Origin of the sequence: Pseudomonas sp. C8002, from assembly GCF_013385765.1 — a bacterium.
Lineage (GTDB): Bacteria > Pseudomonadota > Gammaproteobacteria > Pseudomonadales > Pseudomonadaceae > Aquipseudomonas.
The window spans coordinates 179,273-199,411 of the sequence record NZ_JACAPJ010000003.1 but is presented as its reverse complement, the minus strand read 5'-3'; the positions used below and the strand labels follow the sequence as shown (position 1 = coordinate 199,411).

General features: G+C 62.7%; 18 protein-coding genes. 3 read left to right on the top strand and 15 right to left on the bottom strand.

Features of this window, described 5'->3' with window-relative positions:
* Nucleotides 1–14: 14 nt before the first annotated feature.
* Together HX814_RS04295 and rluC are read right to left on the bottom strand one after the other, a co-directional pair.
* Nucleotides 15–677 carry an HAD-IA family hydrolase gene (locus HX814_RS04295; RefSeq protein WP_177008417.1) on the bottom strand — a complete coding sequence of 221 codons (663 nt, stop codon included), beginning with the start codon at nucleotides 675–677 and terminating at the stop codon, nucleotides 15–17.
* The gene (rluC, locus tag HX814_RS04290; RefSeq protein ID WP_004371325.1) at nucleotides 664–1,623 is read right to left on the bottom strand and encodes a 23S rRNA pseudouridine(955/2504/2580) synthase RluC; all 960 of its coding nucleotides are present in this window, start codon (nucleotides 1,621–1,623) and stop codon (nucleotides 664–666) included. Before rluC ends, HX814_RS04295 begins: the two co-directional genes overlap by 14 nt.
* A 738-nt stretch (nucleotides 1,624–2,361) precedes the next feature.
* Between rluC and rne the strand changes: the two genes are divergently transcribed.
* The gene (gene rne, locus HX814_RS04285; RefSeq protein ID WP_177008418.1) at nucleotides 2,362–5,625 is read left to right on the top strand and encodes a ribonuclease E; all 3,264 of its coding nucleotides are present in this window, start codon (nucleotides 2,362–2,364) and stop codon (nucleotides 5,623–5,625) included.
* Between the two features lie 67 nt (nucleotides 5,626–5,692).
* Here the strand turns inward: rne and HX814_RS04280 are convergent, their stop codons facing one another.
* Genes HX814_RS04280 through HX814_RS04230 form a run of 11 tightly spaced genes read right to left on the bottom strand, consistent with a single transcriptional unit; the run spans nucleotide 5,693 to nucleotide 14,258 of the window.
* Nucleotides 5,693–6,280 carry a nucleotidyltransferase family protein gene (locus HX814_RS04280; protein WP_177008419.1) on the bottom strand — a complete coding sequence of 196 codons (588 nt, stop codon included), beginning with the start codon at nucleotides 6,278–6,280 and terminating at the stop codon, nucleotides 5,693–5,695.
* Complete coding sequence (locus HX814_RS04275; RefSeq protein WP_008434978.1) at nucleotides 6,277–7,263, bottom strand: XdhC family protein; 987 nt, start codon at nucleotides 7,261–7,263, stop codon at nucleotides 6,277–6,279. The genes HX814_RS04280 and HX814_RS04275 overlap by 4 nt, the downstream gene beginning before the upstream one ends.
* Nucleotides 7,263–7,406, bottom strand: a complete 144-nt coding sequence (locus HX814_RS04270) for a hypothetical protein (protein WP_177008420.1) — start codon at nucleotides 7,404–7,406, stop codon at nucleotides 7,263–7,265. Before HX814_RS04270 ends, HX814_RS04275 begins: the two co-directional genes overlap by 1 nt.
* Before the next feature lie 7 nt (nucleotides 7,407–7,413).
* Nucleotides 7,414–8,433 carry a UDP-N-acetylmuramate dehydrogenase gene (gene murB / locus HX814_RS04265; RefSeq protein ID WP_004371335.1) on the bottom strand — a complete coding sequence of 340 codons (1,020 nt, stop codon included), beginning with the start codon at nucleotides 8,431–8,433 and terminating at the stop codon, nucleotides 7,414–7,416.
* Complete coding sequence (locus HX814_RS04260) at nucleotides 8,430–8,894, bottom strand: low molecular weight protein-tyrosine-phosphatase (RefSeq protein ID WP_004371338.1); 465 nt, start codon at nucleotides 8,892–8,894, stop codon at nucleotides 8,430–8,432. The genes murB and HX814_RS04260 overlap by 4 nt, the downstream gene beginning before the upstream one ends.
* Complete coding sequence (kdsB, locus tag HX814_RS04255) at nucleotides 8,894–9,658, bottom strand: 3-deoxy-manno-octulosonate cytidylyltransferase (RefSeq protein WP_008434982.1); 765 nt, start codon at nucleotides 9,656–9,658, stop codon at nucleotides 8,894–8,896. Before kdsB ends, HX814_RS04260 begins: the two co-directional genes overlap by 1 nt.
* Nucleotides 9,655–9,840 carry a Trm112 family protein gene (locus HX814_RS04250; protein ID WP_003174668.1) on the bottom strand — a complete coding sequence of 62 codons (186 nt, stop codon included), beginning with the start codon at nucleotides 9,838–9,840 and terminating at the stop codon, nucleotides 9,655–9,657. Before HX814_RS04250 ends, kdsB begins: the two co-directional genes overlap by 4 nt.
* 24 nt (nucleotides 9,841–9,864) lie before the next feature.
* Nucleotides 9,865–10,875 carry a tetraacyldisaccharide 4'-kinase gene (gene lpxK, locus HX814_RS04245; protein ID WP_177008421.1) on the bottom strand — a complete coding sequence of 337 codons (1,011 nt, stop codon included), beginning with the start codon at nucleotides 10,873–10,875 and terminating at the stop codon, nucleotides 9,865–9,867.
* Nucleotides 10,875–11,303, bottom strand: a complete 429-nt coding sequence (locus tag HX814_RS04240) for a biopolymer transporter ExbD (protein WP_004371361.1) — start codon at nucleotides 11,301–11,303, stop codon at nucleotides 10,875–10,877. Before HX814_RS04240 ends, lpxK begins: the two co-directional genes overlap by 1 nt.
* Nucleotides 11,300–11,935, bottom strand: a complete 636-nt coding sequence (locus HX814_RS04235) for a MotA/TolQ/ExbB proton channel family protein (protein ID WP_004371363.1) — start codon at nucleotides 11,933–11,935, stop codon at nucleotides 11,300–11,302. Before HX814_RS04235 ends, HX814_RS04240 begins: the two co-directional genes overlap by 4 nt.
* 31 nt (nucleotides 11,936–11,966) lie before the next feature.
* Nucleotides 11,967–14,258: a DNA internalization-related competence protein ComEC/Rec2 gene (locus HX814_RS04230; RefSeq protein WP_177008483.1), complete on the bottom strand. Its 2,292-nt coding sequence runs from the start codon at nucleotides 14,256–14,258 to the stop codon at nucleotides 11,967–11,969.
* Nucleotides 14,259–14,405: 147 nt separating this feature from the next.
* Between HX814_RS04230 and HX814_RS04225 the strand changes: the two genes are divergently transcribed.
* On the top strand, nucleotides 14,406–14,921 hold the full coding sequence (locus HX814_RS04225; RefSeq protein ID WP_004371367.1) for a DUF2062 domain-containing protein: 516 nt from the start codon (nucleotides 14,406–14,408) through the stop codon (nucleotides 14,919–14,921).
* Between the two features lie 3 nt (nucleotides 14,922–14,924).
* On the opposite strand, the gene HX814_RS04220 is transcribed toward HX814_RS04225, so the two are convergent.
* Nucleotides 14,925–16,295, bottom strand: a complete 1,371-nt coding sequence (locus HX814_RS04220; protein WP_004371369.1) for a sensor histidine kinase — start codon at nucleotides 16,293–16,295, stop codon at nucleotides 14,925–14,927.
* On the bottom strand, nucleotides 16,282–17,010 hold the full coding sequence (locus HX814_RS04215; RefSeq protein WP_004371371.1) for a response regulator transcription factor: 729 nt from the start codon (nucleotides 17,008–17,010) through the stop codon (nucleotides 16,282–16,284). Before HX814_RS04215 ends, HX814_RS04220 begins: the two co-directional genes overlap by 14 nt.
* Nucleotides 17,011–17,216: 206 nt before the next feature.
* Here HX814_RS04215 and HX814_RS04210 point away from each other — a divergent pair, with 206 nt between their 5' ends.
* Entirely contained in the window at nucleotides 17,217–19,970 is a 2,754-nt protein-coding gene (locus HX814_RS04210; protein ID WP_008434994.1) for a response regulator, read from the top strand.
* Nucleotides 19,971–20,139 lie beyond the last annotated feature (169 nt).

Genomic DNA, 20,139 nt, shown 5'->3' with positions numbered 1-20,139 from the left:
ACCCCAGCAAAGACTTAATGGGCCCGGCTGAGCCAGGCCTGCAATTCAGAAAAACGGTCAATTGTCAGGCGCGGCTCGTAGGCCTGCAACGCATGAGCAGATTGGGCGCCGTAGCTGACCGCCACGGAGTCCATGCCAGCATTACGCGCCATCATCAGGTCGAACGACGCATCACCCACCATCAACGCCTGCCGAGGCGACACGCCACATTGAGCGAGGATCTGCTCGAGCATCAGAGGGTGGGGCTTGCTGGCGGTTTCATCCGCCGCACGGGTGGCGTCGAAATAATCTTCCCAGCCATGGGCCTTGAGCACCCGGTCCAGGCCGCGACGGGCCTTGCCGGTCGCGACCGCAAGGTGATAACCGTCGGCGCGAAATGCTTCCATGGCCTGCGCCACGCCTTCAAACAGCGGCGAAGGCTGGGCGTCGAGCGCCATGTAGTGATCGGCGTAGTGCTGACGAAACGCTATCAGCTCGTCATCACCAATCTCCGGGTACAGGGTGCGGATCGCTTCCGGCAGGCCCAGGCCAATAATGCCCTTGACCGCCAGGTCGTCGCACAATGCATAACCGGAACGGGTCGACGCAGCGTGCATCGACTCGACAATCCGACCAATGGAATTACACAGCGTGCCATCCCAGTCGAAGATCAACAGCTTGTAGTCAGGGTGCGACACTCAGGCGCTCCACGGTCTTGGCCCACATTTCATCGACAGGCGCTTGCAGCTTCAATTCGCCACCATCGGGCAGCGGCACGGTCAGCATGTAGGCGTGCAGGAACAGGCGTTTGCCACCCAGGTCGCGGATTTCCTTGGAGAAATCTTCATCGCCGTATTTGGTATCGCCGGCAATGCAGTGCCCCGCATGCAGGGTGTGCACACGAATCTGGTGGGTACGGCCAGTGACCGGCTTGGCCTCGACCATGGTGGCAAAGTCACCAAAGCGGCGCAGCACCTTGAACAGGGTCAGCGCCTCCTTGCCCTCCTCGTCCACCTCGACCATGCGCTCGCCGGAACGCAGGTTGCTCTTCTGCAACGGCGCGCGCACGCTCTTGATCGAGGTGGCCCAGTTGCCACGCACCAGCGCCATGTAGCGCTTGTCCACGCCATCACCGCGCAGGGCGGCATGCAGGTGGCGCAACATGCTGCGTTTCTTGGCGATCATCAACAGGCCGGAGGTGTCACGGTCCAGACGGTGGACCAGTTCCAGCTCCTTGGCATCCGGGCGCAACTGACGAAAGGCTTCGATCACTCCGTAGTTGAGGCCACTGCCACCGTGGACCGCGATGCCACACGGCTTGTTGATCACAATCAGTGCCTTGTCTTCGAAGACAATCGACGCTTCAAGGCGCTGCAACAGGCCCTGGGCCAGTGGGACCGGTTCGTCACGCTCAGGCACCCGCACCGGCGGCACGCGGACGATGTCGCCCGCCTGCAGCTTGTACTCGGGCTTGATCCGGCCCTTGTTCACGCGCACTTCGCCTTTACGCAAAATGCGGTAAATCAAGGTCTTGGGCACGCCTTTGAGCCTGGCAAGAAGAAAGTTGTCGATGCGTTGGCCGGCATATTCCGGCGAGACCTCGAGCAGCTGGACGCTGGGGGTCTGGGGGGCGGTAGTCGTCATGGCGGCGATGATAACAATTTTTTATGGAATTGAAGCACTTAATCATTGCTGCTATAGTCGCGAACGCCGCCAAAAGCGGCCTGGACAGAGGACTAGCGGCAAACTGCCGGCCCTGACCATCGCAATTCATCAGGACGCGAGGCCGTCCTACGGGGCTTTCGCCACCCTGGAAGGCTCGAGATTGTAACAAGCGCAGGTGACATGAGGCCTGAAGCGAGTGCAAAAAGCAGAGTGATTACTCGCCTTTTGCGCCGATATTTACGGCCAGTTCACAAAGTGCAGTCAGTCTGGAGCCAGACCACGGCGAATGCTTCGGAAACAACGCCTGTTACGAGCTGAGTGAGAGCACAATCGCCCACACCCGGTCTTGTTTAGCCATGAGCGTGGACTCCCCATTGGAGAACACGGTAAATGCCAACCCGCTGCGGATTCTGCGCGCGGCAGCACCCGAATTATCAGGGATACGTGTAGGGTGGAGATGCACAACCGTCGGACTGTGTAGCACTAGGCTTATATTTAGACGCTTCATCTCGTCCACAGTCGCCGGTTGATTCCTCCTCCTGACTGAGTGCTTAAGTCACCACAGCAAGCAGGAAGCGTACGTCGCGATACCGCCCATTTTGGCGGGTATTGCTGGACACTGGAGTGGCCAACCACTCTTGACGCACCTGACACCGACCGTGAGAAGTCGTGTGTGCCGAACGCCGTTTCCGGCAGCCCGGAAACCGACGGTACAACATGAAAAGAATGCTGATTAACGCAACTCAACCCGAAGAGTTGCGTGTTGCACTGGTAGACGGCCAACGCCTCTACGACCTGGACATCGAGTCCGGTGCACGCGAGCAAAAGAAGGCCAACATCTATAAAGGCCGGATTACTCGCATCGAACCAAGCCTTGAGGCTGCCTTTGTCGATTTCGGCTCCGAGCGCCATGGCTTCCTGCCCCTCAAAGAAATCTCCCGCGAATACTTCAAGAAATCCCCTGAAGGCCGCGTGAACATCAAGGACGTCCTGAGCGAAGGCCAGGAAGTCATTGTTCAGGTAGAAAAAGAAGAACGTGGCAACAAGGGCGCCGCCCTGACCACCTTCATCAGCCTGGCTGGCCGCTATCTGGTCCTGATGCCGAACAACCCGCGTGCCGGCGGTATCTCCCGTCGCATCGAAGGCGAAGAGCGCAACGAACTGCGTGAAGCGCTGAACGGCTTGATCGCTCCTGCCGACATGGGCCTGATCGTGCGCACTGCCGGCCTGGGCCGCAGCAGCGAAGAAATGCAGTGGGACCTCGACTACCTGCTGCAGCTGTGGACCGCTATCAAGGAAGCGTCCCTGGATCGTTCCGCGCCGTTCCTGATCTACCAGGAAAGCAACGTGATCATCCGCGCCATCCGCGATTACCTGCGCCAGGACATCGGCGAAGTGCTGATCGACAGCGTCGAAGCCCAGGACGAAGCCCTGACCTTCATCCGCCAGGTGATGCCGCAGTACGCCAGCAAGATCAAGCTGTACGAAGACAGCGTTCCGCTGTTCAACCGTTTCCAGATCGAAAGCCAGATCGAAACCGCTTTCCAGCGCGTCGTCGAACTGCCTTCCGGCGGCTCCATCGTGATCGACCCGACCGAAGCCCTGGTGTCCATCGACATCAACTCGGCGCGTGCCACCAAGGGTAGCGACATCGAAGAAACCGCCCTGCAGACCAACCTGGAAGCGGCTGAAGAAATCGCCCGCCAGCTGCGCCTGCGTGACATCGGTGGCCTGATCGTGATCGACTTCATCGACATGACCCCGGCCAAGAACCAGCGCGCCGTGGAAGAGAAAGTCCGCGAATGCCTGGAAGCTGACCGTGCCCGTGTACAGGTCGGCCGCATCTCGCGCTTCGGCCTGCTGGAAATGTCCCGTCAGCGCCTGCGTCCATCCCTGGGTGAAAGCAGCGGCATCGTCTGCCCGCGTTGCAACGGCACCGGCATCATCCGTGACGTTGAATCGCTGTCGCTGGCGATCCTGCGCCTGATCGAAGAAGAAGCCCTGAAAGACCGCACTGCCGAAGTGCGCGCCCAGGTGCCGATCCCGGTCGCTGCGTTCCTGCTCAACGAAAAACGCAACTCGATCACCAAGATCGAACTGCGCACCCGTGCCCGTATCGTCATCCTGCCGAACGATCACCTCGAGACGCCGCACTTCGAAGTGCAGCGCCTGCGTGATGACAGCCCGGAAGCCCACGTCAACCAGTCCAGCTACGAAATCGCTGCTGCCGCTGCCGAAGTGGAAGAAGTCCAGCCAGCCGCTGCGACCCGCACCCTGGTTCGCCAGGAAGCCGCCGTCAAGACCGCGCCAGCCCGTGCCAACGCACCGGTTCCGGTCGAGGCAGCTGCGCCGGTTGCCGCACCAGCTGCCCTGCCTGAGCCAAGCCTGTTCAAGGGTCTGGTGAAGTCGCTGGTCAGCCTGTTCGCCACCAAGGAAGAGCCAGTGGCTCCAGTTGTGGTCGAGAAGCCTGTGACTGAACGTCCTGCACGCAATGAAGAGCGTCGCAACGGTCGCCAGCAGAGCCGCAATCGCAACGGTCGCCGTGACGAAGAGCGCAAGCCTCGTGAAGAACGTGCACCCCGCGAAGAACGCGCCCCACGTGAAGAGCGCCAACCGCGCGAAGCCCGTGAAGAAACACCAACCGTAGCCCGTGAAGAGCGTGCACCACGCGAAGAACGTGCACCGCGTGCTCCACGCGCTCCACGTGAAGACCGCAAGCCACGTGGCGAGCGTGAAGAACGCGTGCGTGAATTGCGCGAGCCGTTGGATGCCGCTCCAGCCGTAGCCGCTGCTGCTGCCACCGCTGCCACTGCTGAAGAGCGTCCAGCTCGTCAGCCGCGTGAAGAACGTGCGCCACGCCCTCCTCGTGAAGAGCGTCAACCACGTGCCGAGCAAGCGGCTCCAGCCGGTGAAGAAGAAGAGCTGCTGTCCAACGAAGACCAGCAACAGGAAGACGGCCAGGACAACGCCGAAGGCGATCGTCCACGCCGCCGCTCCCGTGGCCAGCGTCGTCGCAGCAACCGTCGTGAGCGTCAACGTGATGCCAACGGCAACGAAATCGAAGGCTCGGAAGAGACCGGCGAAGCCAACGCAGCCGCTACCGGCGAACCGACTGGCGCCGAACTGGCTGCCGGCCTGGCCGTTACCGCTGCTGTCGCCAGCTCGGTCATCAGCGCACCTGCTGAAGCCCAGGCCAACGAGCAAGCTGAAGCAGCCACCGCTGCCATCCAGGAAAACACTGTTGTAGAGACGCCAGCCGTCGAAGCGCCAGTGGTTGAAGCAACGACCCCGGTCGAAGCCCCGGTTGTTCCGGAAGTGGAAGTAGCTCCGGCTCGTCACGTTCGTGAAGTTCGTGAAGTTCGCGAGCCTCAGCCTGAAATCGACGTGGTTGCCGAGCCTGCCGTGGTTGTTGAACAACCGCCCGTGGTTGAAGCTGCCGTTGAAGCACCGGTAGCCGAGCCAACCCCTGAAGTGCGTGAAGTTCGCGAAGAACAGACCGCCTTCCAGTGGTCTGCCGAACCTGCCCCGGTGGTTGAAGCGGTTGAAGCTCCAGCGCCTGCGCCAGTGGTCGAAGAAGCTCCAGTGCCAGTCGCTGAAGTGGTGGTCGCTGCTGAACCTGTTGCCGTTGTTGCCGAGCCTGCGCCAGTGGTTGAAGCGCCAGTGGTTGCCGAAGTGGCAGCCCCGGTGGTTGAAGCCGCTCCGGCCAGCGCCCTGACCGAAAATGGCCGTGCGCCGAACGACCCACGCGAAGTGCGTCGTCGTCGCAAGGAAGCTGAAGCGGCCGCCGCTGCTGCCAAGGCCGCTGCCGAAGCTGCTCCAGCCGTCGCTGAAGTTGCCCAAGCAACCCATGCTCCGGTCACCGAAGCCGTGGTTGAGCACAGTGCCCCTGCCATCGACGAGAACGTACGTTCCGTTGAAGAAGTGGTAGAGCACCACCCTAAGGCCCAGGAAGAAGAGCACGAGCCTAAACCCCTCGTCTGATTCCATCGGCCACTAAAAAGCCCCGCCTGAGTGATCAGGCGGGGCTTTTTTATGCCCGTTACATCAGTTAGCGGTAGTCCAACAACCCTGGCACATCGACGTCCCACAACACACCGGGATCATCGACTACGACTTCCTGCACCGAAGCCTTGGCAAATAACGGTTTTGCCCCGCGGTCTCCGGTCAGCGCGATCAAGGCCGGGCCGAATGAACGGCCAAACCCCACGGGGTGCCCGTACTGACCTGCATGCACCGGGGCGCTGATACCGTCTTCCTCCAGGCCTGCCATCACTTGCTCGATACTTGCCGGCAGGATAAACGGCATATCCCCCAACACCACCAGCCAACCAGCCGACGGCCCACTGGCCGCCACCGCTGCGGCGATGCTGTCACCCATGCCCGGCGAGCGCAAAAGCAATACTTCGCAACCGTGCACCTTAGCCAACCGAATCACTTCGGTGCGATCCGGTGACGTCACCAGCCAACGTCTCGTAGCCACAGGCGGCAAATTCACCAATACCTGCTCGATCACCGGCCGCGTGATGCCATCCCGGCCCACGCAGGGCGCCAGCAACTTGTCCTGAGCGGCACCCGCCTCGGCCCGAAAACGACTGCCCTGCCCCGCCGCCAGGATGATTACGGCGATGCCCGTCAACTGACCGCTGCCTGCAACGGCTTTTTCTGCAGCAGATCGATCCCGTTCTTGATGGCGACGATTTCCGCCATCAACGACAAGGCGATTTCCGCCGGCGTATGGCTGCCGATATGCAGGCCAATCGGCCCATGCAGCCGCGCAATGGCGTCCGCACTGAGTCCCAGTGCCGCGAGGTTTTCCCGGCGCTTCTGGCTGTTGACCCGCGAACCCAGCGCGCCTATGTAGAACGCCCGGGAATTGAGGGCCGTCAGCAACGCCATGTCATCCAGGCGCGGGTCATGGGTGAGCGCGACAATGGCAGTGCGTTCATCGGTCTGGATATTCAACACCGCTTCATCCGGCATACCCGGCACAAAGCGCCCGTGCTGCTCCTCCCAGCCATAAACAAACTCCTGGCGTGGGTCGCAGATCAGCACTTCGAAATCCAGCAACCGAGCCATTTCCGCCACATAACGTGACAGCTGGCCCGCGCCGATCAGCAGCAGGCGCCAGCGCGGACCGTAGATCGCGCGCAAACGCTCGCCGTTGAAGCTGACCACATCGGTCTTGCTCGCACCGCTCAACACCACCTCGCCGGTGGCCAGGTCCAACTCACGGGCGACAATCTCGTGGGCCTCACAGCGCGCCAGCAGTTCAGCTACCCAACCCGGATCACTCACCCGCTCTTCGGTGAGACGCAGGGTGCCGCCACACGGCAAGCCAAAACGCGCCGCTTCGTCCCGGGTGACACCGTAGGTGACAAGCTGCACCGGCGGCCCGTCGTCAGGCAGCCGACCGTCCTGCAACCGGGCGATCAAGTCGTCCTCGATACAGCCGCCGGACACCGAGCCAATCACCACCCCGTCGCCGCGCAAGGCCAGCATCGCCCCCGGCGGACGCGGGGCGCTGCCCCAGGTCTGGACCACGCTGTACAGCACCACTCGCTGCCCGGCGAGGCGCCATTCCAGCACGCTGCGTAATACATTCAGATCAACACTGTCCATCAGGCTTTCGCCTCCCGCCAACCTTGCAACTGATTTTGATAAACAGCATCTATGGGTTGATCAAAAATATCGGTAGTCAGCCAAGTTAACTCACCGGCAATAAAAAAGCCCTGCAATGCAGGGCTTGGTACGTCAAAAAACAAGCTTAGTTCAATAGCGATTCGGCTCCATTTCCAGCACCACCTTGAAGCGCTTTTCGATGTCCTGCTGGATACGCAGCGCGAGCCCGGCAATGTCCTGGCCGCTGGCCGCGCCGTAGTTCACCAATACCAGTGCCTGCAAGCGATGCACGCCGGCATCGCCATCGCGAAAGCCTTTCCAGCCGGCCTTGTCGATCAGCCAGCCGGCGGCCAGTTTCATCTGCCCGTCGGCCTGGGGGTAAGCCACCAGGTCCGGGTATTGACGCTGCAACTCAGCAGCCAGTGCCTGGGACACCAGCGGGTTCTTGAAGAAACTCCCCGCATTGCCGAGCACCGCCGGGTCGGGCAGTTTCTCGCTACGAATGCTGCAAATCGCGCGGCTGACATCGCTGGGCGTGGCCTGCGCGATGCCTTGCTCGGTCAGGCGCTGTCGCACCGGCCCGTATTCAAGTTTCAGATGCACGGCGCGGCTCAGGGCAAAACGCACCCGCAGGATCAGCCAGCGCCCCACTTCGTGCTTGAACAGGCTGTCGCGGTAGGCAAAGTTGCACTCGGCCAGGCTGAAATCCCGCAGTTCGCCGGTCTGGCGATCAAGGGCGGTCAGGCCGCTGAATACATCCTTGATCTCTACACCGTAGGCGCCGATGTTCTGCATCGGTGCGGCGCCGACCGTGCCGGGAATCAGGCTGAGGTTTTCCAGGCCGGAAAAGCCCTGGGCCAGGGTCCACAGCACAAACGGATGCCACGCTTCGCCCGCTTCGGCCTCAACCACGACCTGCACGCCATCGTCGTGCAACACCCGGATGCCCTGGCTGGCCATGCGCAGCACCAGTGCGTCAATATCCTGGGTCAACAGCAAGTTGCTGCCGCCGCCAATCACCAGCAACGGCAGTTGTTGCTCGGCGGCACAGGCCAGGGCCTCACGCACGTCGGCGTCATTGTGGGCCTCGGCAAACAGCCGGGCACGCACGTCGATACCAAAGCTGTTGAACGGCTTGAGCGAAACCTGTGCCCGTACCTGCAAAGTCATAACCGGCCCTTCAATTCAATCACCAACAGGTCACAGGCGCGCTCGATCAGGTCGAGGACAGTTTCAAAGCCCTGGTCACCTTCGTAGTACGGGTCCGGCACTTCATCCACCACCGAGTCGTAGCGGCGCAGGAACAGGTCCAGGTCCGCCTTGCCCTGAGCCGGCTGCATGGCCTTGAGGTTGCGCAGGTTGCTCTGGTCCATGGCGAGGATCAGGTCGTAGCGGGAAAAGTCGGCACGCGACACCTGTTGTGCACGCTGGGCCGACAGGTCGTAGCCGCGTTGCAGCGCTGCACGCTGGCTACGCTTGTCCGGTGGGTTGCCGACGTGCCAATCACCGGTACCGGCAGAGGCCACTTCAACCTGATCGGCCAGGCCGGCTTCGCGCAATTTGTGGCGCAGAACGCCTTCGGCCGTGGGCGAACGGCAGATGTTGCCCAGGCAGACGAACAGAACCTGCATCAGGCCCCCAGAAGGCGACGGACGCGCTCGAGGTCTTCAGGGGTGTCGACGCCCGCCGGCGGCGCTTCCAGGGCATCGCCCACATGAATGCGCACGCCGTGCCACAGGGCACGCAGTTGTTCCAGGGATTCGGTATTTTCCAGCCAGCACGGGCCCCAGCTCACGAAGTCGTGCAGGAAACCGGCGCGGTAGGCGTAGATGCCGATGTGGCGACGGTACGGCACGCCAGCCGGCAGCACGTCAGGCTGTTTGGCGAACGCATCCCGCGCCCACGGCAAGGTGGAGCGGCTGAAGGTCAGCGCCAGGCCATTGATGTCGCTGACCACTTTCACCACGTTGGGGTTGAACAGGGTCTCGATGTCTTCAATCGGCTCGGCCAGGGTCGCCATGCGCGCTTCGCCATGGGCTGCCAGGTTGGCCGCCACCTGATCGATCACGCTGGGCGGAATCAACGGCTCGTCACCTTGCACGTTGACCACGATGGCGTCCGCCGCCAGGCCCAGCTTGGTGGCCACTTCGGCCAGGCGGTCGGTACCGGAGTTGTGGTCTTCACGGGTCAGCACCGCTTCGGCACCAAAGCCTTTGCAGGCCTCGATGATGCGCGGATCGTCGGTGGCCACCACTACCCTTTCGGCGCTGCTTTTGCAGGCCTGTTCCCACACCAGCTGGATCATCGGCTTGTTGCCGATCAGTTGCAGCGGCTTGCCGGGCAGGCGGGTGGAGGCGTAGCGGGACGGGATGACAACGGTGAAGGCGGTGGTCATTTATCCAGGCGCTCGTCGGTGGTCAGGGTGCGGGCTTCGCTTTCGAGCATTACCGGAATGCCATCACGAATCGGGTACGCCAGGCCGGCGCCCTTGCTGATCAGCTCGGTTTTGTCGGCGCTGAGCTTGAGCGGACCCTTGCAGATCGGGCAAGCGAGGATATCGAGCAGTTTGGTGTCCATGAGTATGTCCTGGAGAGCAGCGTTTTAAGGCAAAAGGCGAGCGGGCAGCAAGCGCATCAACTGCGTGTCGAACCAGGCGATAAACGCCGGTGACGGTGCCGCGTCCACCGCAAGGTACCACCAGTCGGGCCTGGCAAAGGCGCGGCACTTCACCGCGTCCTTTTCAGTCATGACCAACGGCAGTGCCGGTGTGAAATTCAAGACCTCGGCGCTGTACGGCGCGTGGTCGGCAAAAGCATGGGGTATTGGGCGCCAGTGTAGCGTTTCAAGGGTATTGAAGAAACGTTGCGGGTTGCCGATGCCGGCCACCGCATGTACCTGCTGCCCCACCGGGAAGTGTTCGACGGGTTTACGCTCGCCGGTATGCAGGTTGACCAGCGCGGCAGGCAACAGACGGAAGGCAAAGCCGTCGTCACGGTCAGAACCTGCGCCGTTGTAAAGCAGCGCATCGACGCTCTGCAAACGCTCGACCGGCTCACGCAACGGCCCCGCCGGCAGGCAGCGACGGTTACCCAGCCCGCGGGCGGCGTCAATCAACACCAGTTCCAGGTCACGGGCCAGGCGGTAATGTTGCAGGCCGTCGTCGGAAAGGATCAGGTCGAGGGTTTCGCTGGCCAACAGCGCCTTCACGGCGCGGCTGCGGTCGGGGTCGATCATCAGCGGCACGCCGCTGCGCTGCACGATCAGCAAGGGTTCGTCCCCCGCCACCGCTGCGGTTTGATCGGCCTCTACGCGCCATGGAAACTGTGGCGGCTTGGCGCCATAACCGCGGCTGACCACACCGACGCGCAAACCACTGCGCTGGCAATGGTCGATCAGCCAGAGAATCATGGGCGTCTTGCCGGTGCCACCCACCGTGATATTGCCTACCACCACGACCGGCACCGGCGACTGATAGATCTCGCCCTCGCCCGCCAGGAACCGTGCGCGCTTGCGCTGCACCACCCGGCGATAGAGGGATTCCAGCGGCTGCAATAACGCAAGTGCAGGATGGCCTTCGTACCAGGCCTTGAGCAAACGATCAGTCATGGCCATCAGGGTTGGCTCGCCGCCTCGACGGTGGTCATGCGCAAATGGCTGAAGCCGAGCTTGCCGGCAGCGTCCATCGCCGTGATCACGGCCTGGTGCTTGGTGTTGCCATCGGCGCTGATGGACAGTGGCAAGTTAGTGTCCCCACCAGACTCTTTTTGCAGCGCTTCCATCAGGCTGGCCAGGTCGTTTTTCTCCAGCAACTGGTTATTCACCGAGAACACGCCATCGGCGCTGATGGCGATGTCCAGTTGCTTGGCCTGCTGGTCTTCCGCCGGCGAACCGCTGACGGCTTCCGGCAGGTCGACGCGCAGCTGGGTTTCCCGGGTAAAGGTGGTGGTGACGACAAAAAACAGCAGCAGGATAAACACCACGTCGATCAACGACGCCAGGTTGATATCGACGTTTTCCCGTTGCTTGCGACGAAATTTCACGCGTTGCCCTCAACCAGGTCCACGTCACGGTCGCCCTGTACCACTTCCACCAGCTTGATGGCTTCCTGCTCCATGCCCACCACCAGTTCGTCGATGCGCCGTTGCAGGAAACGGTGGAAGAACACCGAAGGAATACCGACCATCAGGCCCGCCGCCGTGGTGATCAAGGCCTTGGAAATACCACCGGCCAGCACTGCGGCGTTGGTGGTCATGCCCGACCCCATGAATGAGCTGAAAATATCGATCATGCCCAGCACCGTACCGAGCAGGCCGAGCAACGGTGCCATGGCGGCGATGGTGCCCAGGGCATTGATGTAGCGCTCCAGCTCATGGATGACCCGGGCGGCGGCCTCTTCGATGCACTCCTTCATGATCTCGCGACCGTGCTTGGAGTTGGCGAGGCCGGCGGCGAGGATTTCACCCAGGGGCGAGTTGGCGCGCAGTTCCTTGAGCTTTGTCTTGTCGAGCTGCTTGTTCTTGATCCAGCCCCAGACCTGGCCCAGCAGGTGGTCAGGCGTTACACGGCTGGCACGCAGGGTCCATAGGCGTTCGGCGATGATGCCGAGTGCGGCGATGGAACTCAAAATGATCGGCAACATCATCCAGCCGCCGGATTTGACCAATTCCCACACAGTGAATGTCCCCTCGAAAAAGTGCGCCACTTTACCATAAGGGTCCGGTGGAAGGGCTGGCCTGCCCCAGAGCATCCTGTCGCAGGGGCCGCTCTTTGGTAACGCTGTTTTGCGGTGGACGCTCGCGCCAGAAACGCCGCTGGCTGCGCGCGGCCAGCGGCGGCTGGAAGGTGCCCAGTTGCAGGCGGAGTGCGCCTTGCTCGGCACTGTCATAAATCACGCTGCCCATGGCCTGGTAACGCTCCAGCACCTGTGGATGCGGGTGGCCAAACGCATTGCTGCGCCCCCGGGAAATCAACACGGCCTTGGGTGCCAGGCGCTGTAGAAAGGCCCATGACGACGAGCTGCGGCTGCCGTGGTGCGGCGCTTGCAGCCAATCGACAGGAGCGCCCATGGGAGTGGCCAGCAATGCCCGCTCGGCGTCATGGTCAATATCCCCGGTCAGCAACAAGCGCTCGCCATTGGCCTGCACCCGCAACACGCAGGACATCTGGTTACCGTCCGTCGCATCAGGCCATTGCCATAGCTCGAACCTCACGCCATCCCACTCCCACTGCTCGCCGCTGACACACGCCTGGGTACCGAGCGAGGCCGGCAGCCGTGCCGTCTCACCGCCCACCACACGCTTGACCGGCAACCCTTGGGCGACGGCCAACGCGCCGCCGGCATGATCGGCATCGGCATGACTGAGCAGCATCACGTCCAGCTCTGCGACCCCCAGCTTGCGCAACGCAGGCAATACGACACGCGCGCCTAGATCGAACTCACCGGAGCGCGGCCCGGCGTCATACAGCAGTACATGGTTGCGGGTACGCAGGATGATCGCCAACCCCTGGCCGACGTCCAGTTGCACCACCTCGACCAGCCCATGAGGTATCGACTCCCGCGGCGGAAACACCGCCAGCAGCAACATCGGCCAGCCCAGCAGCCGAAACGGGACGCCCTTGGGCAGCAATAACAGCACCGCCCCCAGCAGGCTCACCAGCCAATAGCCAATGGGCACTTGCGCCGGTATCCAGGCCGGCAAGTACTGCGCCAGCAGCGCCAAGGCCTTGAACAGCCCGTCCAGTGTGCCGCCCGCCAGCCATAACAACCCCTCTCCTATATAAGGCAGCGGCAATAACACCGTACCCAGCAAGGCCAGGGGCAGCACCACCAGGCTGATCCACGGCACCGCAACCAGGTTGGCCAGCGGCCCGCTCAGGCTGATAGGCAGGCCGAGCACCAGCAGCAGCGGAAACAGGCCGATGGCAATCATCCATTGGGCGCGGGTCCAGGCTTGCCACAAGGGCCAGGGGCCCAATCGGCCACTGAACGCCAAAATCAGCACCGCAACAGCCGCAAAAGACAGCCAGAACCCCGGCTGCAGGCTGGCCAACGGTTCGAGGATCAGCACCGCGTCCAGCGCCAGCAACAGCGGCCACCAGATTCCCAGGTGACGAAACCGCAGACGCCACAGCAATACCAGGCCCACCATCACACAGGCCCGTTGCACCGGCACCTCGAAACCTGCCAGCAGGCCGTAGCCCAGCGCTGCAGCAAACGCCAGGCCGCAGGCCCAGGGCAGCCACGGCAAAGGTTTCGGCCAACCCCCGTAGCGCGCAAGACCGGCGACCAGGCCATAGATCAACCCCGCCAGCAGGCCGATGTGCTGCCCGGATATCACCAGTAAATGCACGGTGCCAGTGGCTTGCAGGACCCGCCAATCCTCGGCGGCCAACCCGGAACCATCGCCGAGCACCAGCGCCGCCAGGCCCGCCTCTCGCCCCTGGGCATCCACTGCCAGGAGCCGCTGGCGAATCCCGTCGCGCCAGGCATGTCGTGCCGGTGCCAGCAGTTGGCCGTCCTTGACCGAGCCGGTGGCGCCAATCCGCTGGGCCAGCAGCCAGGCTTCATAGTCAAAGCCATCGGCATTGAGCAATCCGGAAGGACGCTTGAGAGTCACCGCCAGTCGCCAGCGCTCACCGCTCTTAACCGGTGGACCGCCGCGCCAGGACACGCGAATGCGCTTGGGAAGCAGGTCCTTGCGTGACCGGCTGTCGGTCAGTTCGAAGCGCACACCGTCGCCCATCTGCTGCGGTAACCCGCTGACACGCCCTTCCACCCAGCGGGTCTGGCCATCCAGATGCGGGGCCAACCGATCATCCAGCGCCCACTGCGCGCTGAGGCATGCCCAGCCCAGGCCAAGCAGGAAAAACCCCAGCGGATAGGTACGAAAAGGCAACAGCATCAGGGCCAGCACCGGCATCAACAACAGCCAGCCGCCGGACGGCAACGCGGGTAAAAAACGCAAGGCGAGCAGCCCCAGCGCGAGTGCGAACATCCCTGTTCTCATGGATCTTTCCTTGAAAGCGACCCATTGAGTCTTAGCCGGGCTAGCGGTGTGGCCTATTATTATTTGTCACAAAGTCTGAATTTCACGTTCGTGGAATGCGGGCATACTTGCCCCTCGAACTGACCTGGACCCCTTATGCCACGGCGCTTATTCAAACGGTACATGCCCGATCCGACCAGCATTCGGGAACACAAGTCCTTACGCTTTCTCGGCAAGTTGCTGCATGACCCGAATCTCTGGCACCTCAATCGGCACTCGGTCGCGCGGGCCATGGCCGTTGGCCTGTTCGCGGCATTCATCCCCATTCCCTTGCAGATGCTGCTGGCAGCGGTCCTCGCCATCAGCGTGCGCGGCAACATGCCGATTGCCGTGAGCCTGGTCTGGCTGACCAACCCGATTACCATGCCGCCGGTGTTTTTCTGCACCTACATGACCGGGGCCTGGCTGATGAATGTGCCACCCCGCAGCATGCCCGACGAGCTGACCTGGGAATGGATCAGCGGGCAGTTGTCGACGCTGTGGCAACCGTTCCTGCTGGGCTCGGTAGTACTGGGGCTGGTGATGGCGGTGCTGGGTTATTGCCTGACCATGGGCTATTGGCGCTGGTGGGTGGCCCGACAGTGGAAAAAACGCAAACAGCGCAGGTTGTAACCGTTAGCGCGCCAGCAAGCGCATGTGCACACGTAAACCCTGGCCGGTATTTTCCGCCCACAGGCTGCCGTCCTGACGCTGCACAGCGTTGCGCGCAATGCTCAAGCCCAGGCCAAAGCCGCCGTCGCCGGGCCTTGAACCGTCCAGCCGGGTGAATGGCGCAAAGATTCGCTCCAACTCCACCTCATCGATCCCGCCGCCCTGGTCTTCCAGCCACAAGTGCCAGTGATCCCCCTCACGCTGCCCGCCCAATTGCACCGTTCCGTCTTGCGCAGAGTGCCGGATGGCATTGCGCAGGATGTTCTCCAATGCCTGGGCCAGCAGGTTCAGATGACCGCGCACCCAGCAGTCGGCCCCCAGCTCGCACTGCAAGCGTGAAGCCGGCCAGCCACTTTCAAAACAGGCGTTTTCCCGGAGCATGTCCCACAGCGCCTGCACCTGGATGTCTTCCTTGGGCAACGGCGCGCGTTCGGTGTCGAGCCAGGCCAGTTGCAGAGTGTCCTCCACCAGGCGCTGCATGCCGTCGATCTCCCTCCCCAGGCGCTCGCGCAGTTGGGTCAGGTCCTGCTCGCTGTCACTGGCCACGCGCAGGCGGCTCAACGGCGTGCGCAACTCATGGGACAAATCCCGCAGCAGCTGCTGTTGCAGGGCCACGGTGCCTTGCAGGCGCTCAGACATCTGGTCAAACGCGCGGCCCAACTCCCCCAGTTCATCCTGGCGGCTGGTGGTGTCGCGGGAAAGCCGGGTGCCCAGTTGGTCGGCACGCCAGGCGTTGGCCTGCTCTCGCAGGTGGTTGAGGGGCATGATCAACAGCCGGTAGAGGCCGATGCACAGCAGCAGGGTGAACAGGCCGGGAATCACGCCATTGGTGACGATCCGCCAGAACAGCTGGTTTTGCCCGGGCATGAAACGCCGCGGCAATTCGATCACCAGGGAGCCCGCACCCGGGTCGAGCGGGAACGGGATTTTCAACCACGGCAGGCCCTTGGCATGCCGGCTGACGGGCCAGTCCAGGCCGCGCAGGAAGGTCAGGCGCTGGCTCTCCTTGTCCGTCAGTGGGTAGCTGCTCAGGGATTGCAGGTCGTTGCCGATGACCCCCACCCAGGTGCGCTCGCGCTGGCCCAGGGTGTGCAACCATTCGTCCACACCGGCGTTGCCGCCCTTGTTCCAGGCCAGTTCCGCGCCAGCGGCATAACCGCTCAGGGTGGCGCGGGCCTCGCTGGACAGAAAGGCATTCTGCTCTTCCATATACCGGCCCCATGACCAACTAAGCCAGATCATCAGCAAGCAGAATGCGATCAGCAGGCAGGCCAGTTTCCAGAATAACGAATGCTTGCCCGGCAGCCGTTTGAACGCGGCTTTAAAGCCCGTCATCGTGACCGCTCAACACATAGCCCTTGCCCCACACCGTGCGCACTTCCCGCTCGCTGTAGCCGACAGCCTTGAGCTTGCGACGAATCTGGCTGATGTGCATGTCCAGGCTGCGGTCATGGGGCGCATAGCCGCGCTGGAACACATGCTGGTAGAGGAAGGCTTTGCTGAGGACTTCTTCGGCGTTGCGGTGCAGGGTTTCCAACAGGCGATATTCGCTGCGGGTCAGGCCGGCCCACTGCTCCCGGTGAAACACATCACACAGCTCGTCATCGAAACGCAGGCTGCGGGCATCGCCGCGCACCGCCGCCAGGGCCGGCAAAGGCCGCCGGTCCAGGGCGACCCGGCGCAGGATCGCTTCGATGCGCACCCGCAACTCGGCCATGCTGAACGGCTTGGGCAGGTAATCGTCGGCCCCCAGGCGAAAACCGCTGATGCGATCAGCTTCGGCCCCCAGGGCCGACATCAGGATCACCGGCATCGAATGGCTCTGGCGCAAATGCGTGAGCACCGACAACCCGTCCATGCCCGGCAGCAGGATGTCCATCAACACCACGTCGAAGCGCTGATCGCGGGCCATTTGCAGGCCCTGCTGGCCATTCTGGCACCAGGTCACCTGGAAGCCACAGAGGCCCAATTGCTCATGGACATAGGCGCCAAGCACAGGATCGTCTTCAATCGCCAGGATACTGGGTAAGCCAAGTGCTGCGGGATTCATTAGCGTCTGCAAGTCATTCTCAATGACTGATTATTCAAGATTGCCCCCCCCATGAGCAACCGCCGCCGGGCGTCCGACGGCCCAAGGTTTGCCTCAGGTCATTAATTTTGCAAGATTCCCCGCCGCGCAAATGGCTACACTGCGCAGGTGGCGCGGGCCGGATGCCTGCGTGGAATTCGACAACAGTGTGGTAGCAGGAGAGTGGCGTGCTTAAAAGAATGGGGATAAAAGGCCGCGTACTGTTGCTGACCTTATTGCCTACCAGCCTGATGGCGTTGCTGCTGGGCGGGTACTTCACCTGGATGCAGCTTTCGGAGTTGCAGTCGCAGTTGCTGCAACGCGGCGAGATGATCGCCGAGCAACTGGCGCCGCTGGTGGCCCCGGCCCTCGGCACCAGGAACACCGACCTGCTGGAACGCATCGCCACCCAGTCCCTGGAACAAACCGATGTGCGCGCCGTATCGTTCCTCGGGCCCGACCGCACGCCCCTGGCCCACGCCGGGCCGACCATGCTCAACCAGCCGCCCATCGGCAACAGTTCGCACCTGTTGCAGCGCACCGGCAATGACGCCACCCGTTATCTGCTGCCGGTGTTCGGCCGCCATCGCAACCTCGCCGGTGAACTGATCCCGGATGAATCCGACCGCCTGCTCGGCTGGGTCGAGCTGGAACTGTCCCACAACGGCATGTTGCTGCGTGGCTACCGCAGCCTGTTCGCGAGCCTGCTGCTGATCGCCATCGGCCTGATCTGCACGGCGGCCCTCGCCTTGCGCATCAGCCGTACGATCAACTCACCGATCGGCCTGATCAAACAGGCCGTCGCGCAACTCAAGGACGGCAATCTCGAAACCCGCTTGCCACCCCTGGGCAGCCAGGAGCTGGATCACCTGGCCTCGGGCATCAACCGCATGGCCGAGACCCTGCAAAACGCCCAGGAAGAATTGCAACACAGCATCGACCAGGCCACCGAAGACGTGCGGCAAAACCTCGAAACCATCGAGATCCAGAACATCGAGTTGGACCTGGCCCGCAAGGAAGCCCTGGAAGCCAGCCGCATCAAGTCGGAGTTTCTGGCCAACATGAGCCATGAGATCCGCACGCCGTTGAACGGCATCCTTGGTTTCACCCATTTGTTGCAGAAAAGCGAACTGTCACCGCGCCAGCTGGATTACCTGGGCACCATCGAAAAATCCGCCGATAACCTGCTGGGCATCATCAACGAAATCCTCGACTTCTCGAAAATCGAGGCCGGCAAGCTGGTGCTCGACAGCATCCCGTTCAACCTGCGGGACTTGCTGCAAGACACCCTGACCATCCTCGCCCCGGCCGCCCACGCCAAACAGCTGGAGCTGGTGAGCCTGGTCTACCGCGACACGCCGCTCGCCTTGGTGGGTGACCCGCTGCGGCTCAAGCAGATCCTCACGAACCTGGTGAGCAACGCGATCAAGTTCACCCGCGAAGGCACCATCGTTGCCCGCGCCATGATTGAAGACGAACAGGAAGACAGCGTACAACTGCGCATCAGCGTGCAGGACACCGGCATCGGCCTGTCGAACCAGGATGTGCGGGCGCTGTTCCAGGCGTTCAGCCAGGCGGACAATTCGCTGTCACGCCAACCCGGCGGGACCGGCCTTGGCCTGGTGATTTCCAAGCGCCTGATCGAACAGATGGGCGGTGAGATCGGCGTCGACAGCACGCCGGGAGAAGGCTCGGAATTCTGGATCAGCCTGAACCTGCCGAAAACCCGTGACGATATCGAAGACCTGCCCTCCGCGCCGCTGCTGGGCCGGCGCGTCGCGGTGCTGGAAAACCACGAGCTGGCGCGCCAGGCCCTGCAACATCAGCTGGAAGACTGCGGCCTGGAAGTCACCCCGTTCAACAGCCTGGAAAGCCTGACCAACGGCATCACCAGCGCCCACCAGACCGAACAGGCGATTGACCTGGCCGTGCTGGGCATCACCGCCAATGACATTCCGCCGGAGCGTTTGAACCAGCACCTGTGGGACCTCGAACACCTGGGCTGCAAGGTACTGGTGTTGTGCCCGACCACCGAACAGCTGCTGTTCAACCCCTCGGTGCCCAACCCCAACAGCCAGTTGCAGGCCAAGCCCGCGTGCACCCGCAAACTGCGTCGCGCCCTGGCCGACCTGATCAGCCCGCGCCCGCTGCGCAGCGAACCCGGCGAGCCCCTGTCCAGCCGCGCGCCGCGGGTGCTGTGTGTCGACGACAACCCGGCCAACCTGCTGCTGGTGCAAACCCTGCTGGAAGACATGGGCGCCAAGGTCCAGGCGGTGGAAAGCGGTTACTCGGCCATCGAGGCAGTGAAGCAGGAAGCCTTCGACCTGGTGCTGATGGACGTGCAGATGCCGGGGATGGACGGTCGCCAGAGCACCGAGGCAATCCGCACGTGGGAAAGCGAACGCCATGGCACACCGCTGCCCATCGTCGCGCTGACGGCCCATGCGATGGCCAACGAAAAACGCGCCCTGCTGCAAAGCGGCATGGATGATTACCTGACCAAACCCATCAGCGAACGGCAACTGGCCCAGGTGGTGTTGAAATGGACCGGGCTGGCCCTGCGCAACCAGGGCCCGGACCGTGGCACCGAAAGTTTCGGGCATGCCACGCAATTGCCGGTGCTGGACCATGAAGAAGGTTTGCGCCTGGCGGCCGGCAAGGCGGATCTGGCGGCAGACATGCTCGCGATGCTGCTGGCCTCGCTGGAAGCGGACCGTGAAGCGATTCGCGTCGCCCGTGACGCCAATGACCGCAACGCACTGATCGAACGGGTGCACCGCCTGCACGGCGCCACCCGGTATTGCGGCGTGCCGCAACTGCGTGCGGCCTGCCAACGGGCCGAGACCCTGCTCAAGCAGGACGACGCCAAGGCCATGCCGGCCCTGGATGAACTGGACATGGCGATTGCCCGGCTGGCCAGCGAGGCGCGGGTCAGCGCGTAAACTTTCGGGGCAATGTGGACAGGGAGGCTTGCTGTGGCGAGGGAGCTTGCTCCCGCTGGGCTGCGCAGCGGCCCCAAAATCCTGGGAGCGCTTCGCACTCCAGCGGGAGCAAGCTCCCTCGCCACAGTAAGCTTCCTCACCACAGCAAGCTCACTCACCACAGACAAGC

Coding starts and splice junctions, on each gene's coding strand:
- HX814_RS04225 (WP_004371367.1), top strand. CDS start 14,406: ATGCCACGGCGCTTATTCAAACGGTACATGCCCGATCCGACCAGCATT.
- kdsB (WP_008434982.1), bottom strand. CDS start 9,658: ATGACCACCGCCTTCACCGTTGTCATCCCGTCCCGCTACGCCTCCACC.
- murB (WP_004371335.1), bottom strand. CDS start 8,433: ATGACTTTGCAGGTACGGGCACAGGTTTCGCTCAAGCCGTTCAACAGC.
- rluC (WP_004371325.1), bottom strand. CDS start 1,623: ATGACGACTACCGCCCCCCAGACCCCCAGCGTCCAGCTGCTCGAGGTC.
- HX814_RS04275 (WP_008434978.1), bottom strand. CDS start 7,263: ATGGACAGTGTTGATCTGAATGTATTACGCAGCGTGCTGGAATGGCGC.
- lpxK (WP_177008421.1), bottom strand. CDS start 10,875: ATGGCCATGACTGATCGTTTGCTCAAGGCCTGGTACGAAGGCCATCCT.
- HX814_RS04260 (WP_004371338.1), bottom strand. CDS start 8,894: ATGCAGGTTCTGTTCGTCTGCCTGGGCAACATCTGCCGTTCGCCCACG.
- rne (WP_177008418.1), top strand. CDS start 2,362: ATGAAAAGAATGCTGATTAACGCAACTCAACCCGAAGAGTTGCGTGTT.
- HX814_RS04215 (WP_004371371.1), bottom strand. CDS start 17,010: ATGAATCCCGCAGCACTTGGCTTACCCAGTATCCTGGCGATTGAAGAC.
- HX814_RS04220 (WP_004371369.1), bottom strand. CDS start 16,295: ATGACGGGCTTTAAAGCCGCGTTCAAACGGCTGCCGGGCAAGCATTCG.
- HX814_RS04230 (WP_177008483.1), bottom strand. CDS start 14,258: ATGTTCGCACTCGCGCTGGGGCTGCTCGCCTTGCGTTTTTTACCCGCG.
- HX814_RS04250 (WP_003174668.1), bottom strand. CDS start 9,840: ATGGACACCAAACTGCTCGATATCCTCGCTTGCCCGATCTGCAAGGGT.